Source organism: Streptomyces sp. NBC_01537, from assembly GCF_045040445.1.
Classification (GTDB): Bacteria; Actinomycetota; Actinomycetes; order Streptomycetales; family Streptomycetaceae; genus Actinacidiphila.
In genome coordinates this window covers 1,519,465-1,534,567 of record NZ_CP109392.1, presented here as the reverse complement: position 1 = coordinate 1,534,567, position 15,103 = coordinate 1,519,465, and the positions used below count along the sequence as shown (strand labels likewise).

Annotated in this window: 13 protein-coding genes; 5 read left to right on the top strand and 8 right to left on the bottom strand. The window is 71.6% G+C overall.

Going from position 1 to position 15,103, the window contains the following annotated elements; translation table 11 throughout:
* The first annotated feature begins 8 nt into the window (after positions 1-8).
* Both OG607_RS07185 and OG607_RS07180 read left to right on the top strand, forming a co-directional pair.
* On the top strand, positions 9-770 hold the full coding sequence (locus tag OG607_RS07185) for an SDR family oxidoreductase (protein ID WP_405720155.1): 762 nt from the start codon (positions 9-11) through the stop codon (positions 768-770).
* A 1-nt stretch (position 771) separates the two neighbouring features.
* Entirely contained in the window at positions 772-1,686 is a 915-nt protein-coding gene (locus tag OG607_RS07180; protein WP_405720153.1) for an SDR family oxidoreductase, read from the top strand.
* Between the two features lie 217 nt (positions 1,687-1,903).
* Here the strand turns inward: OG607_RS07180 and OG607_RS07175 are convergent, their stop codons facing one another.
* Genes OG607_RS07175 through OG607_RS07165 form a run of 3 tightly spaced genes read right to left on the bottom strand, consistent with a single transcriptional unit; the run spans position 1,904 to position 4,460 of the window.
* Positions 1,904-3,061 (bottom strand): acetyl-CoA C-acetyltransferase, encoded by a 1,158-nt coding sequence (locus OG607_RS07175; protein WP_405720151.1) that lies wholly within the window; start codon positions 3,059-3,061, stop codon positions 1,904-1,906.
* 2 nt (positions 3,062-3,063) lie between these two features.
* Positions 3,064-3,663, bottom strand: coding sequence for a TetR/AcrR family transcriptional regulator (locus OG607_RS07170; RefSeq protein ID WP_405720149.1), 600 nt, complete (start codon positions 3,661-3,663; stop codon positions 3,064-3,066).
* Positions 3,660-4,460 (bottom strand): SDR family oxidoreductase, encoded by an 801-nt coding sequence (locus tag OG607_RS07165; protein ID WP_405720147.1) that lies wholly within the window; start codon positions 4,458-4,460, stop codon positions 3,660-3,662. Before OG607_RS07165 ends, OG607_RS07170 begins: the two co-directional genes overlap by 4 nt.
* A 62-nt stretch (positions 4,461-4,522) precedes the next feature.
* Between OG607_RS07165 and OG607_RS07160 the strand changes: the two genes are divergently transcribed.
* Together OG607_RS07160 and OG607_RS07155 are read left to right on the top strand one after the other, a co-directional pair.
* Complete coding sequence (locus tag OG607_RS07160; RefSeq protein ID WP_405720145.1) at positions 4,523-5,677, top strand: acyl-CoA dehydrogenase family protein; 1,155 nt, start codon at positions 4,523-4,525, stop codon at positions 5,675-5,677.
* On the top strand, positions 5,677-6,705 hold the full coding sequence (locus OG607_RS07155; protein ID WP_405720143.1) for an acyl-CoA dehydrogenase family protein: 1,029 nt from the start codon (positions 5,677-5,679) through the stop codon (positions 6,703-6,705). The genes OG607_RS07160 and OG607_RS07155 overlap by 1 nt, the downstream gene beginning before the upstream one ends.
* Here OG607_RS07155 and OG607_RS07150 read toward each other — a convergent pair.
* Complete coding sequence (locus OG607_RS07150; RefSeq protein WP_405720141.1) at positions 6,626-6,931, bottom strand: GNAT family N-acetyltransferase; 306 nt, start codon at positions 6,929-6,931, stop codon at positions 6,626-6,628. The genes OG607_RS07155 and OG607_RS07150 overlap by 80 nt on opposite strands.
* Before the next feature lie 101 nt (positions 6,932-7,032).
* On the opposite strand from OG607_RS07150, the gene OG607_RS07145 reads away from it, so the two are divergent.
* On the top strand, positions 7,033-8,187 hold the full coding sequence (locus tag OG607_RS07145; RefSeq protein WP_405720139.1) for an acyl-CoA dehydrogenase family protein: 1,155 nt from the start codon (positions 7,033-7,035) through the stop codon (positions 8,185-8,187).
* Positions 8,188-8,394: 207 nt separating this feature from the next.
* On the opposite strand, the gene OG607_RS07140 is transcribed toward OG607_RS07145, so the two are convergent.
* The 4 genes from OG607_RS07140 to OG607_RS07125 form a co-directional block, all read right to left on the bottom strand.
* The gene (locus OG607_RS07140) at positions 8,395-11,244 is read right to left on the bottom strand and encodes an NHLP bacteriocin export ABC transporter permease/ATPase subunit (protein WP_405720137.1); all 2,850 of its coding nucleotides are present in this window, start codon (positions 11,242-11,244) and stop codon (positions 8,395-8,397) included.
* A 2-nt stretch (positions 11,245-11,246) separates the two neighbouring features.
* Positions 11,247-13,364, bottom strand: a complete 2,118-nt coding sequence (locus OG607_RS07135) for an NHLP family bacteriocin export ABC transporter peptidase/permease/ATPase subunit (protein ID WP_405736594.1) — start codon at positions 13,362-13,364, stop codon at positions 11,247-11,249.
* Positions 13,365-13,504: 140 nt separating this feature from the next.
* Positions 13,505-14,281: an HlyD family efflux transporter periplasmic adaptor subunit gene (locus OG607_RS07130; RefSeq protein WP_405720135.1), complete on the bottom strand. Its 777-nt coding sequence runs from the start codon at positions 14,279-14,281 to the stop codon at positions 13,505-13,507.
* Between the two features lie 105 nt (positions 14,282-14,386).
* Positions 14,387-14,602: a type A2 lantipeptide gene (locus OG607_RS07125; RefSeq protein WP_405720133.1), complete on the bottom strand. Its 216-nt coding sequence runs from the start codon at positions 14,600-14,602 to the stop codon at positions 14,387-14,389.
* Positions 14,603-15,103 lie beyond the last annotated feature (501 nt).

Here is a 15,103-nt window from a genome sequence, read left to right as displayed (position 1 = left end):
TACTCCCTGTGACTGTGACTGTCGATCTGTCAGAACGGGTCGCCGTCGTGACCGGCGGCACTCGCGGCGTCGGCGCCGGCATCGCCCGCGCCTTCCTCGAAGCGGGCGCGCGGGTCGTCGTCTGCGCACGACGGCCACCCGAGAAACCGGACGGCGGGACGGACTTCCGGCCCGTCGACCTCCGCGACCCGGAGGCGACCTCGGCCGCCTTCCGGCAGGTCGGCGAGGATTACGGCCGCCTCGACATCCTGGTCAACAACGCGGGCGGCTCCCCCCACAGGCTGCTCGGCGACGCGGACGCGGTGCGGCACGCCCGCGTCGTCGAGCTGAATCTGATCGCGCCGCTCAACGCCTCGCTGGCGGCGTATGAGTTGATGCACCGTCAGGCGGACGGCGGTGCCGTCATCATGATCGGCAGCGTCAGTGGCACCCGCCCCTCCCCGGGCGCCGCCGCCTATGGCGCCGCCAAGGCGGGCCTGGACAACCTCGCCCGCACGATGGCCGTCGAGTGGGCCCCGGCGCGGATCCGGGTCAACACCGTGGTCCTCGGCATGGTCCGCACCGAGCTGTCGCACCTCCACTACGGCGACGACGACGGCATCGCCGCCATAGGCCGCACCGTCCCGCTCGGCCGCCTGGCCGAGCCCGACGAGGTCGGCGACGCCTGCGTCTTCCTCGCCTCCGACCGGGCCCGCTACATAAGCGGCGCGAGCCTGGCCGTGCACGGGGGCGGGGAACGCCCCGCCTACCAAGGAGCCAAGGAGCCCTGACATGACCGGAATCTGCGCAGACCGCGTCGTCGTGATCACCGGCGCCGGCCGCGGCCTCGGCCGCGCCCATGCCCTGGCCTTCGCCGCCGAGGGCGCCCGGGTCGTCGTCAATGACCTCGGCGTCGGCCTCGACGGAGCCGGGGCCTCCACCGGCCCCGCCCATCAAGTCGTCGACGAGATCCGGGCCCTGGGCGGCCAGGCCGTCGCCGACGGCTCCGACATCGCCACACCGGAGGGCGCCCGCACCCTCATAGCCACCGCCCTGGACGCCTTCGGCCGCATGGACACCCTGGTCAACAACGCCGGCTTCCTGCGCGACCGCATGCTCGTCAACCTCGACGAGGACGAGTGGGACGCCGTCATGCGCGTCCACCTCAAAGGCCACTTCCTGCCCCTGAAACACGCCGCCGCCCATTGGCGCGCCAGCTCCAAGGCCGGGCGAATGCCCGACGCCCGCGTCATCAACACCAGCTCCGGCGCCGGCCTGCTCGGCAGCGTCGGCCAGGGCAACTACTCGGCCGCCAAAGCCGGCATCCTGGGCCTCACCCTGGTCGCCGCCGCCGAACTGGCCCGCTACGGGGTCTGCGTCAACGCCATCGCCCCGGCCGCCCGTACCCGCATGACCGAGCAGACCTTCGCCACCACCATGTCCGCCCCCGCAGAAGCGGGCGCCTTTGATGCCATGTCCCCGGACAACGTCTCCCCCCTTGTCGTCTGGCTGGGCTCCGCCGCCTCCTCCGGCGTCACCGGCCGCGTCTTCGAGGCCGAGGGCGGCCGCATCACCGTCATGGAGGGCTGGCGCCCCGGCCCCACCGCCGACAAATCCGCCCGCTGGACCCCTGCGGAGGCGGGCGAGGCCGCCCTCAAGCTCCTGGCGGCCTCGCCCGACCCGCAGCCGGTATACGGCGCCCACTAGGCCGTGTCTGACAAATCCCGCCTGCTCCACGACGCCGCAGTGACATCAGCCGCTGGCGCGGCGGGCGCGCGCTCGCTGCGTGGTCGGAGTCGCCCGAGCAGCCCACTACGAGGGCGATCCTCCGCCTTGCGATCGCACGCACCAGACGCCGTGGGGCCCGCCCTTCGGGCGGCCGGCGCCATTTGTCAGACACGGCCCAGGGCCTGTCCGGGAGGGGTCAGAGGCGTTCGATGATGGTGACGTTGGCCTGACCGCCGCCTTCGCACATGGTCTGGAGGCCGTAGCGGCCGCCGGTGCGCTCCAGTTCGTGGAGCAGGGTGGTCATGAGTTTGACGCCGGTGGCGCCGAGGGGGTGGCCCAGGGCTATGGCGCCGCCGTTGGGGTTGACCTTGTCGGGGTCGGTGCCGGTGTCCTTGAGCCAGGCGAGGACGACGGGGGCGAAGGCTTCGTTGATCTCGACGAGGTCTATGTCGTCCATGGTCAGGCCGGTTTTCTTGAGGGCGTGGGCGGTGGCGGGGATGGGGGCGGAGAGCATGCGGATGGGGTCTTCGCCGCGTACGGACAGGTGGTGGATGCGGGCGCGGGGGGTGAGGCCGTGTTCGCGGACGGCCTGTTCGGAGGCGAGGAGCATGGCGGAGGCGCCGTCGGAGACCTGGGAGGAGACGGCGGCGGTGATGCGGCCGCCTTCCACGACGGGTTTGAGGGCGGCCATTTTGGCCAGGGTGGTGTCCCGGCGCGGGCCCTCGTCGGCTGTTGCGTCGCCGTAGGGGGCGAGTTCGCGGTCGAAGCGGCCCTCGTCGATGGCGTGAAGGGCCCGCTGGTGGGAGCGCAGGGCGAAGGCCTCCATGTCCTCCCGGGAGATGCCCCATTTGTCGGCGATCAGTTCGGCGCCGTAGAACTGGTTGACGGGTTGGTCGCCGTAGCGGGCGCGCCAGCCTTCTGATCCGGCGTACGGGCCGTCGGTGAGGCCCAGGGGCAGGGCTGCCTGACGGCTGGCGTAGGCGATGGGGATCATGGACATGTTCTGGACGCCGCCTGCCACGACGAGGTCCTGGGTGCCGGACAGGACGGCTTGGGCGGCGAAGTGGACGGCCTGCTGGGAGGAGCCGCACTGGCGGTCGATGGTGACGCCGGGGACTTCTTCGGGCAGGCCTGCGGCGAGCCAGCTGGTGCGGGCGATGTCGGCGGACTGGGGGCCGACGGTGTCCAGGCAGCCGAAGATGACGTCTTCGACGGCGGCGGGGTCCATGGCGGTGCGGGCCATGAGGGCTTTGAGGATGTGTGCGCCGAGGTCGGCGGGGTGGATGGCGGACAGGCCGCCGCCGCGGCGGCCGACGGGGGTGCGGACGGCGTCGATGATGTAGGCCTCGGCCATGTTCAGTGCTCCTTCGTGGGGGTGGCGATGCCGTCCAGGACGATGGACAGGTACTGGCGGGCGATGGTGTCGGGGCTGTGGTGGCCCTCGGGGCGGTACCAGGAGGCGGCGACCCAGACGGTGTCGCGGATGAAGCGGTACGCGAGCTTCAGGTCGAGGTCGGCGCGGAAGACCCCGGCTTGCGCGCCGCGTTCCAGGGTGCCGAGCCAGGCCTGCTCGAACTTGGCCTGGGAGTCGGTGAGGTAGGTGAAGCGGGGCTGGGTGGACAGGTGCCGGGCTTCTTTTTGGTAGATCGCGACGGCGGACTGGTGGCGGTCGATCTCGCGGAAGGATTCGACGACCAGGGCCTCGATGGTCTGCCTGGGGCCGAGTCCGGCGGCCAGGACGCTGTCGTAGCCGGCCCACAGCTGGTGCAGGAAGGCGGAGAGGATCTCGTCGATCATCGATTCCTTGGAATCGAAGTGGTAGTACAGGCTGCCGGCGAGCATCCCGGCCGCGTCCGCGATCTGCCGCACGGTGGTGGCGTTGTAGCCCTGGCGGGCGAACACCTCACCCGCCGTCGCGAGCAACTCGGCACGCCGCAGGGCCGGTGGGGGGCTCATGGGTGCTGGCTGCTGACGGAGATGATCTCCCCGGTCAGGTAGGAGGAGTAGCCGGAGGCCAGAAACACCATCACATTGGCGACCTCCCAGGGCTCGGCGTACCGCCCGAAGGCCTCGCGGGCGGTCAGCTCCGCCAGCAGTTCGGGGGTGGTCACCTTCACCAGGTGCGGGTGCATGGCGAGGCTGGGCGAGACCGCGTTGACCCGGACGCCGTACGCGGCCGCCTCCAGCGCCGCGCAGCGGGTGAGCGCCATGACGCCCGCCTTCGCGGCGGCGTAGTGGGCCTGGCCGGCCTGGGCGCGCCAGCCGATGACGCTGGCGTTGTTGACGAGGACGCCTCCGCTGCCGGCGGCCTTCATGCGCCGCAGGGCTGCCCGGGTGCAGCGGAAGGTGCCGTTCAGGGTGACGTCGAGGACCTTGTCCCACTGCTGGTCGGTCATCTCTGTCAGTTCGGCGGTGCCGCCGAGACCGGCGTTGTTGACCACGATGTCGAGCCGGCCGTGCCGTGCCTCGGCGAGGTCGAAGAGGGCGGCGACCTGTGACTCGTCGGTGACGTCGCACGGCAGCCCGGCCACCCGTGCGGAGCCGAACTCCGCCGCGAGCGTGTCCTCGTACTCCTTGACGCGCCGGGCGTGGGCGTCGCCGATGACGATCCGGGCGCCCTCCTCCAGGAAGCGGCGGGCGGTGGCGCCGCCGATGCCGGCTCCGGCGGCGGCGGTGATGACGGCGGTGCGGCCGGCGAGGAGGCCGTGCCCGGCCACGTAGGCGGGTGCGGGCGAATCCTCGACGCTGCTCATGGCGGTACGTTAACCTACCAAACACTTGTTAGGGAAGCGGGAAGGTGGGAGGCGGCGGGCCGATGGACCTTCACTTCACCCCGGAGGAGGACGACTTCAGGCAGCGGGCGCGCGCCTGGCTCCGGGCTCACGTCCCGGCCCGCCCGCTGCCGTCGCTGGAGACCGCCGAAGGCTTTGCCGAGCACCGCGCCTGGGAGCGCGAGCTGTCCGCCGACCGCTGGTCGGTCGTCTCCTGGCCGGAGGAATACGGCGGCCGGGGCGCGAGCATCCTGAAGTGGCTGGTCTTCGAGGAGGAGTACTACGCGGCCGGGGCCCCGGGCCGGGTCAGCCAGAACGGCATCAACCTCCTCGCCCCGACGCTCTTCGCGCACGGCACCCCCGCCCAACTCGCCCGCGTACTGCCGCCCATGGCGACCGGCGAGGTGATCTGGGCCCAGGCCTGGTCAGAGCCGGAATCCGGTTCCGACCTCGCGTCCCTGCGGTCCACCGCCACCCGTACGGACGGCAGTGGCGGCGGCTGGCTGCTCAACGGCCAGAAGACCTGGTCCTCGCGCGCCGCCTTCGCCGACCGTGCCTTCGGCCTGTTCCGCAGCGACCCGGAGGCGGACCGGCCGCACCGGGGACTGACCTATCTCATGTTCCCGCTGGACGCCGACGGCGTCACCGTACGGCCCATCGGGCGGCTCGACGGCAAGCCCGCCTTCGCCGAACTCTTCCTGGACGACGTCTTCGTGCCCGACGCCGACGTCATCGGCGCCCCCGGCGACGGCTGGCGGGTCGCGATGAGTACCGCCGGCAACGAGCGCGGCCTGACTCTGCGCAGCCCCGGCCGCTTCACCGCCGCCGCCGACCGGCTGACCGCGCTGTGGCGGGAGCGCGCGGACCCGGCCGACACGGCGCTGCGCGACCGGGTGGCCGACGCGGTGATCGGGGCGCGGGCCTATGAGCTGTTCACGTACGCCAACGCCTCGCTGATCGCGTCCGGCGGATCCATCGGCGCCGAGTCGAGCCTGAACAAGGTCTTCTGGTCCGAGCTGGACATCGCCCTGCACGAGGCCGCCCTCGATCTCCTCGGTCCGGACGGCGAACTGGCCGAGGGCGACTGGGCCGAGGGCTATGTCTTCTCCCTCGCCGGGCCGATCTACGCCGGTACGAACGAGATCCAGCGCGACATCATCGCCGAGCGACTGCTCGGTCTGCCGAAGGGGCGCCGCTGATGCGATTCCTGCCCGACCCCGAACAGACCGAATTCGCCCGCACACTGGACCGGATGCTGGCCGCCGCCGACACCCCCTCGGCCACCAGGGCCTGGGCCGCCGGGGAGCACGCCGCCGGCCGGGCGCTGTGGGGGCGGCTGGCTGAGGCCGGGGTCTTCGCGCTGGGGGTGCCCGAGGCGTACGAGGGGCTGGGCCCGCTGCCGGTCGAACTGGCGCTGGCCTTCGTGGAGCTGGGCCGCCACGCCGTGCCGGGGCCGGTCGTGGAGACGGTCGCCGCGGCGGCTCTTCTCGGCCGGCTCGGCGGGGCCCTGGCCAAGGACTGGCTGCCGCGCATCGCCGCCGGCCAGGCCATGGTGACGCTCACGATGCCCTTGGGCGGACCGTACGCCCTGGACGCCGACGCCGCCGACGCGGTGTTCGTGGCGGAGGGGGGCCGGCTGGCCCTGGCCACCAGCCATGGCCCGTTCCGCGCCTCCCTGGACCCCGCCCGACGCCTGTTCCGGCCGAACACTGCCCTAGCCGGCGAGCCGCTCGCGCAGGCGGATGCCGCGTACGCCGCCGACCGGGCCGCCTTCCTGACGGCCGCCCAGTCCCTCGGCGTCGGCCTGGCCCTGCTGCGGCGCAGCGTCGAATACGCCAGGCAGCGCCGCCAGTTCGGCGCCGCCATCGGATCCTTCCAGGCCGTGAAGCACCGGCTCGCCGACACCTTCACCGCCCTGGAATTCGCCCGCCCGCTCCTCCACGGCGCGGCCGTCACCCAGTCCCCTGCGGACATCGCCGCGGCCAAGCTGGCCTGCGGCGAGGCCGCGTACGCCGCCGCGCGGACCGCGCTCCAGGTGCACGGCGCCATCGGCTACAGCGCCGAGTACGACCTGTCCCTGTGGATCACCAAGGCCCGGGCCCTGCGGACGGCCTGGGGAAGTCCGTCCGCCTGCCGCGCCGGTGTCCTCAGAAACCGAAGCGAGGGCGCTCGGACTCCGGTACCAGGTCCACGTACTCCGGGTGCTTGGCGATCCAGCCGCGGATGAACGGGCAGAAGGGAAGGACGGAGAGCTTGTGCTCGCGGGAGGCGTCGAGGGCGGCGCGCGCGAGGCGGCCGCCCAGCCCCCGGCCTTCGTGGCGCGGGTCGATCTCGGTGTGGATGAAGGCGATCTCGTCGCCGAAGAGGTGGTACTCGGCGAAACCGGCCACCTCGTCGCCGTCGAGGATCTCGAAGCGGGACCGCTCGGGGTTGTCCGCGACGCGGGGTTCCATGGGGGCTCTCCTCCTGCTCACCGTGGTTCGGGCGCCGGCGGCACCGGCGCACCGACCGTAACAGCGTTGACAGTGCGGGCATTCCGCGTCACGGTGCGTCCATGGAATCCGGGACTGACATCGTGGACCGGGTGCGGGGGGTGCTGCCGCTCTTACGCGAGCACGCGCTGCGCGCCGAGCGGGAGCGGCGGGTGACGTCCGAGGTCGTGTCGGCGCTCACCGACGCCGGGATCTACCGGATGAACGTGCCCCGGCGCTACGGCGGCTACCAGACCCCGCTGCGGACACAGGTGGACGCGCTGGGCGAGATCGCGTCGGCGTGCGGCTCGGCCGGCTTCATGGCCCTGCTCCAGGCCGGGTGCTCCTTCATCGCGGCGCTGTTCCCGGACGAGGCCCAGGACGAGATCTTCGCCAGTCCCGACGTCCGGGTCAGCGGCACACTGATCCCGGACGCGACGGCGGTCGCCCAGGAGGGCGGCGGATACCTGGTCAACGGCACCTCCGGGTTCGCCACCGGCTGCCAGGACGCCGACTGGCACCTGCTGACGGTGCGCGCCGGGACCGAGCCGCTGTGGACCGCGATACCGATGGCCGAGCTGGAGGTCCTGGACGACTGGCATGTGTCGGGCCTGGCGGGCAGCGGCAGCAACAGTGTCGTCGCCCGGGACGTGTTCGTGCCCGCGCATCGCGTGCTGCCGGTGGGGCCGCTGCTGGGCGGCAGCTTCCCGTCGAAGACCAACGCGGACGATCCCTTCTACGGCATGCCGGTGCTGCTGCTGTTCTGCGCCTGGGCGGCGCCGGAGGCGCTGGGCCTGGCGCGGGCAGCGCTGGCGGAGTTCACCGGCCGGATGACACGGCGGGGGATCACCTACACCTTCTACGAGCGGCAGAACGAGGCGGCGGTCACGCATCTCCAGGCGGCCGAAGCGGCGCTGAAGCTGAACTGCGCGGAGCTGCTGGCCGGTGAGATGGTCGCGCTGATCGAGTCCAAGGCCGCCACCGGCGATCCGTACACGCAGCTGGAACGCGCCAGGATCCGGGGACAGGGCGGCTATCTGACGCGGCTGTGCAAGGAGGCCGTCGACCTGATCGGCTCCGCCTCCGGCGCGTCCTCCCTGCGTGAGGAGGTGCCGATCCAGCGGATCATCCGCGATGTGCACGCCCTGAGCCTGCACTCGTTCATCAACCCATCCACCAACCTGGAGGTCTACGGCAGGGTCCTGTCCGGGCTCGACCCGGGCACGCCGTTCCTTTAGGGCCTGTCCGGCGGATCTCCTCGGCGTCGCGTGCCCTGGCACCAGCGCTCGCGGCGTTGTCGTCGGTCAACGACGTCCCCCAGCTAGACGCTGGGAGGTGCCCCCACCGCGTCGCTTCCCTCCTCCGCCTTGCGATCGCAGGCGCCAGACCCCGCTCCTTCTCCCACGGAGATCCGCCGGACAGGCCCTAGCCCGGAAAGGCTCGCGTCAGCTCATCTGACGGCGTACGAGCTCGTGCAGCCGTCCACCCGTGTCCGCGAGCAGATCCGCCGGGGGCCCCTGCTGGACGACGCGGCCCTCGTGCATGACGAACACGCGGTCGGCGTCCATCACCGTGGACAGCCGGTGGGCGATGACGACGCGGCTGGCGCGCAGGGCGCGCGTGCTGGCGATGACGACGCGCTGGGTCTCGTTGTCGAGGGCGCTGGTGGCCTCGTCGAAGAAGAGGATGCGGGGGCGCCGGATGAGGGCCTGGGCGATCATCAGGCGCTGGCGCTGGCCGCCGGAGATGGTGGAGCCGCCGGAGATCATGGTGTGCAGGCCCATGGGCATCCGCTTGATGTCCTCGGCGAGCCCGGCCATGGCGGCGGCTTCCCAGGCCTCGTCCTGGGTGAAGGTCTCGGTGCCGCAGATGCAGTCGAGGATGGAGCCGGTGAAGGGCTGGGCGTTCTGCAGGACGACGCCGCACTGGCGGCGGACGGCGGCCTGGTCGAGGGCGGCGAGGTCCTGGCCGTCGTAGAGGACGCTTCCGGAGACGGGCCGGTCGAAGCCGATGAGGAGCCGCAGCAGGGTGGACTTGCCGCAGCCGCTGGGTCCGACGATGGCCACGAACTCGCCCGGCCGGACCTCCAGGGAGACATCGTCGAGGACCAGCGGGCCGTCGTCCGTGTAGCGGAAGGAGAGCTTGCGGGCCTCGATGCCGCCGGAGAGCACGCCGGGCTGGGTGCTGGCCACGCGCACTTCGGGGGCCTCCTCCAGCACCGGCTTGATGTGCTCGTACATCGGCAGGGCGGCGACGGCCGAGACGAGGGCGCCGGTGAGCTGGGTGACGGAGGTCAGCAGCATGGTGACGGCGGTGCTGAAGGTGAGGAAGCCGCTGGCGGACAGCGAGCCACGGGCCGGGCCGGCCAGCAGCATGAACATGATGAGCGAGCAGAGCGGCAGGTAGACCGCGTTGAGCACACCCGTCAGGTTCTTGATCCGGCCGGTGCGCTGCTGGAGCTCGCGGCTGCGGGCGAACTCCCGTGCCCAGGCGGCGTACGCAAAGCTCTCGGCGGCCGCGACGCGCAGCTTGGGGAGTCCGCGCAGGGTCTGGAAGGCCTGGTTGTTGAGCTTGTTGCCGAGCTCGACGAGCCGGCGCTGCCAGCGCACCTGCCACAGGCCGAGCCCGAGGAAGACCGCGCCGATGACGACCAGCATGCCGATCGCCGCGAGTGCCAGCGGGACGCTGTAGAGCAGCAGCAGTACGAGATTCATGGCGCCGACCGTCACCGACTGGACGGCGACCGGGCCGATCCCGGCCAGCACGCGGCGGATCGCGCTGATGCCCATGGCGGCGCTGGCCAGTTCACCGGTGGAGCGGTCGGCGAAGAAGGCGGTGGGCAGGCGGAGCAGCCGGTCCCAGACGGCCGGCTGGAGAGTGGCCTCGATGCGGCCCTCCATGCGCAGGATGGTGAGGTTCTGCAGCAGCATGAAGGCGGCCGAGACGACGCTGGTGACGATGATGGCCAGCGAGAACTGGACGATGAGCCCGGTGTCGCCGGCGGGCACGTACGTGCCGAGCACCTGCCCGGTCGCGATCGGGACCAGTGAGCCGAGCAGGACGGTGACCAGGCCGCTGAGGATCAGGTTGCGCAGGTCCGGGCCCGTGCCGCGCATCGTGAAGCGCAGCAGCCGCAGCGGGCTCAACGGCTCGTCGGGAAGCGGCCGGTAGAACATGACGGCGCGCTCCGCGAACTCCCGCGCGTTGTCCGCACTGACGCGGATCCGGCTGCCGCTCACCGGGTTGATCGCCTCGTACCCGCCCTTTCGCCACAGCAGCGCGACCCGTACTCCGGTGGCCGCCCGGTGGCCGACCAGGGGGCCGGTGTTCTCCCGCCACCAGCGGCCGTCCAGCCGCACCGGCCGGACGCGGACCCGCGAGGTGACGGCGATGCGCTCGACCGCGTCCATCCGGTCGCTCGTGGCGCCGCTCTCGGAGGGGGACGCGAGGGTGATCCCGGAGGCCTGGGCGACCAGTCTGCACACGGCGTACGTGGTGTCGTCCGAAGCTCCCGCCGTACGCGAGGAGGGCTTGCGGGACTTGGCGATGGAGGCCAGCAGCGCCTGGTCGGCCTGCTCGCGCACCGCCTCCCCGGCCTTGATGCCGGCGGCGGTGCGGTCCTCGTGGGCGCGCTCCAGCCGCTCGATCCAGCGGTCCAGGGTGGACAGCAGGCGGTGCTGCTGGTTGACCATGCTCTGCCACATCGCGGCGTCGACCAGCAGATCGCCCGCCGCCTGCGCCGAGTACGCGGCCCCGTACTGCACACTGCCCGGCAGCACCGGCAGCCACAGGATGTCGTCGTCGGCCACCGCTTCCTCGGCGGCCGTGCCGGCCGTGCGCCCGTCGATCGGGGCCTCGTACAGCACGCGCTGGCCCCGGCCCACGCCGAGCGCGAAGGCGTGCTCCAGCAGGCTGAGGGCCTGGTCCTGGGTGTCGTAGGAGTACGCGTTCGCGTACTCGGGCCGGTACAGCTCCCGCAGCGGGACGCGGTGCACGACGCAGCCCTGCAGCGGGCGGCCGACGAGAGTGTGCTGCGGCCCCTCCACCGGGCCGAGGAGCAGAGCGCCCGGCTCGAGGCGGCCGAGGAAGTGCCAGTGCCCCTGCTGGGCGGCGTCGACCGCGAACAGGTCGAGGGCGCCGGCGACGACCAGCCACAGGACGTACGGGCCTTCGAGCGGCAGGTTGCGCAGGCCTGTGCAGTCCACCCGGGTGCCGAGGCCGCCGAGGGCGGCGAGCACGGGGTCGGCCGGGGCCTCGAAGGCGGTGCCGGTGCCCTGGTCGTAGGCGGGAATCACGGTCAGTGCTCCTTGACCAGGTCGGCGTAAGCGCCCCCGGCGGCGACCAGTTGCTCGTGCCGTCCGCGCTCCACCACCGAGCCGTGGTCCAGGACCACGATCTCGTCGCTGTCGCGGACCGTGGAGAGCCGGTGGGCGATGACGACGCACGCGCAGCCGCGCCGCCGCAGGTTGTCGATGATGATCTGCTCGGTCTCCGCGTCCAGCGCGCTGGTCACCTCGTCGAGCACCAGCACACTGGGCCGCCGGACCAGCGCCCGGGCGATCTCCAGCCGCTGCCGCTGGCCCCCGGAGAAATTGCGGCCGTCCTGCTCGACATGGCTGTGGATGCCGCCTGGGCGGCGGAGGATGACCTCGTACAGGGCGGCGTCCTGCAGCGCGCTCACGACCGCGTCGTCGGGGATCGACGGGTCCCACAGCGCCACGTTGTCGCGCACGGTGCCCTCGAAGAGGAAGACATCCTGGTCGACGAAGGAGACGGAGGCGGCCAGTGCGCTGCGGGAGATCTCGTCGAGCCGCGTCCCGTCGATCCGTATCGTGCCCTCCCAGGGGCTGTAGAGCCCTGAAATGAGCCGGGAGACGGTCGATTTGCCGCTGCCGGAGCCGCCGACGAGCGCGACCTGCTGCCCGGGGGCGACGGACAGCGAGAACTCCGAGAGCAGTGGCTTGTCCAGCGGGCTGTAGCCGAAGGTGATGTTCTCCAGCGTGACATGGCCCTTGAGTCGCCGGGTGCTCGCCTCGGGCTCGGGCCGCGAATAGAGCGTGTCCACCGGGAAGTTCTCGACGTCCTTGAGGCGCGCCACGTCCGCCGCGAAGTCCTGGATCCGGCCCGCGACCCCGTTGAGCCTGGTCACCGGCGCGGTGAAGCGGGTGACCAGCGCCTGGAAGGCCACCAGCAGACCGATCGAGATATGGCCCTCCACCGCCCGCAGCCCGCCGATCCACAGGATCAGCGCGCTGTTGAGGGCGGCCAGCGTGGGCGCGACCACCGACAGCCAGGCGCTCGGCACACCGAGCCGCTGCTGCTCCTCCAGCGTGCTCGCGTGCTGGCCCGCCCAGCGGCGGAAGTAGCCGTTCTCGCCGCCGGTGGCCTTCATGGTCTCGATCAGCTGCAGACCGGTGTACGCGGTGTTGGTGAGCCGGGCGTTGTCGGCCCGCAGCTTCTGCGTACGGGTGGCCCGCAGCCGTACGACCACCCGCATCGCGACCACGTTCAGCAGGGCGATCCCGATGCCGAGGACGGTCAGCTGGGGGTCGTACGTCCACAGCAGCACCGCGTAGAGGATGACGACGACCCCGTCCACCGCCGCCGCGGCCAGGTCCCGGGCCAGGGTCTCGGCTACGGCGTCGTTGGACTGCAGGCGCTGGACCAGGTCGGCGGGGCTGCGCTGGGTGAAGAAGGTGACCGGCAGCCTGAGCAGATGCTGAAGGAAGCGGGCGCTGCCGAGGGTGGAGGAGATGATGCGGCCGCGCAGCAGGTTGGCCTGCTGGAGGCCGGTCAGTACGGCGGTGAGCGCCACCATCGTGGCCATCGACGCGAACAGCACGCCGAGCAGCGAGGTCTGCTCGCCGATCAGGAACATGTCGATGTACGTACGGCTCAGCGCCGGCAGCGCCGCGCCGACCGCGACCAGCAGCAGGCTCGCGACCAGCGCCGCCAGCATCGTGCCGGTCGTACCGCGCAGCCGGGCGGGCAGCGCCCCCAGGACCCCGGGCTTGCGGCCGCCCCGCTTGAAGCCCGAGCCGGGTTCGAAGGTCAGGACGACGCCGGTGAAGCTGGTGTCGAAGTCCTCGGCGGGCACGAACCGGCGGCCCTTGTCCGGGTCGTTGATGTGCACGCCGCGCCGGCCGAGGCGCCGCCCCATGCCGTCGTAGACGACGTAGTGGTTGAACTCCCAGAACAGGACGGCGGGCGCCCGCACTTCGGCCAGGGCCGCCGTCTCCATCTGCATGCCCCGGGCCTGGAGGCCGTAACTGCGCGCGGCCTTGAGGAGGTTGCTGGCCCGTGAGCCGTCGCGGGAGACACCGCAGGCGATCCGCAGCTCCTCCAGGGGGACATGGCGGCCGTAGTGGCCGAGCACCATCGCCAGCGAGGCCGCGCCGCACTCCACGGCCTCCATCTGGAGCACGGTGGGGGTGCGTACGGTCCGGGGCCTGCGCGCCTTCGGCTTCGACCGCCGCTGCGGCTGCGGCTGCCGGTGTGGCTGTCGATGCGGCTGCGGGCGTGCGGCGCGGCGGCCTGAGGACGGTGCGGGCGCGGTCACGGGAGCAGCCAATCGATCGGGTGCTGGGCGGCCAGCTGGACGGCGCCGGTGGCCTGGGTCATGGAGCCGATCGCCTTCGCGGCGGCCGCCGCCCGGCTGTCCAGCCGCACCAGGACCGGGACCGGCCGCCCCTGCTGCGAGAAAGCCTCGGCGAGCTGGCTGTCGCCCAGGAAGGCGGCGATCTGCGCCTGCGTCTGGGCGGCGGGGCCCACGGACGTCACATGGCCGCGCAGACTGCCGTAGCGGCTACCTGCCACCGACTCGGCCGTCAGATCCACCGAGGTGCCCACCGGCACCGACGCGGCGCCGGCGGCCGGCAGGTACAGGACCGCCACCATCGGATCGTCGGCCCGGGCGACGCGCTCGACGGCTGCCACATCCGCGCCTGTGGTGACGACCGTGCCGATCGTGGCCACCAGCGTGGTCACCCGGCCGGCTGCCAGGGTGCGGACGACGGTGGTGGTTCCCTGCTGCGTACGCAGCTTGAGCAGGGGGGTGTCGGCTGCGAGCTGCTGGCCCTGTTCGGCGAGGACCTGGGTGACCTGGCCGGCGACGGGGCTCTGCAGGATGTAACTGCCCTGCCCGTGGGTGAGAATTCCGGGGGCGCTCAATTTCGAGGAAATCGAACCTGTGAACGCCCAAAAGGCCGCGCCGGCCATGACCGCAATGGTTATGGACAGCACGAGCCAGCCCTGCGGGCGTGCGAAGCGCACCGGCAGGTCGAGTTCTTCGGGGGATTGCAGCTTGGCGAGGGCCTTTTGGCGAAACTGCACGGAATTCTTCCCTCGACTGCATTCTGCGCTATTCGGACACAACGCCGCAAGGGCGGCCGTGGGCCCCGGAAACGGACGGTTCCGGGGCCCACGGCGCAATCCGTCTCAGAGACCGGAGACGAGACCGGTGGCCACCGAGGTGTTGATGCCGGTGGCACCCTCGACGGTGCCGACCAGGCCGGCGACAACGCCGCTGACCGGGGCGACCGAGTCGACGGTGCCGGTCACGGTGCCGACCAGCTGGCCGAGGATGCCACCGGAGACGTTGTCGAGGTCGGCGTCGGAGATCTCGCGGGTCTCAACCTGGGGGGTGACGTTCATGATGGGGCTTCCCTTCATAAGGACAGATATCGAGTGGCGAATCGCTCGGGGGGCGAGCTCTCCGCCACTGCGCAGGATCAAAGCATGTGCACAGTTCGGACGGCCAATTGGCCAACGCGCTGTTCGAATTCGATGCTGACTTTGCGGCTTCACCGGTGTGGGGTTGCGTCCACATGTTGCTGGCACTTTCTTCACATCCCTCGACCGGCTCCGCGGCGCGGAATTTGGGCACTCCGGGCCAAAGGCCCCGGCGGCGGCCGGCTCCGGGTTGTCGCACGGCCGTCCGGGTGTCGTGCGGATGCGCGATGTGCAGATTTACCGCAGGTAATGTTCGGCCGGCCGGATGGCGTGGATTCACTCGTCCGGGTGAATCTGCGCTGTCCGGGGTTTGAGATGCCCCGGAGGGGAGGGTTGGGGGTCTTTCCGTGATCGCCGCCTCGTACGGCCATTGTGTCGACAGATATCAACCATCAAGTGGTACATAACTCTTGACGCGGCGAT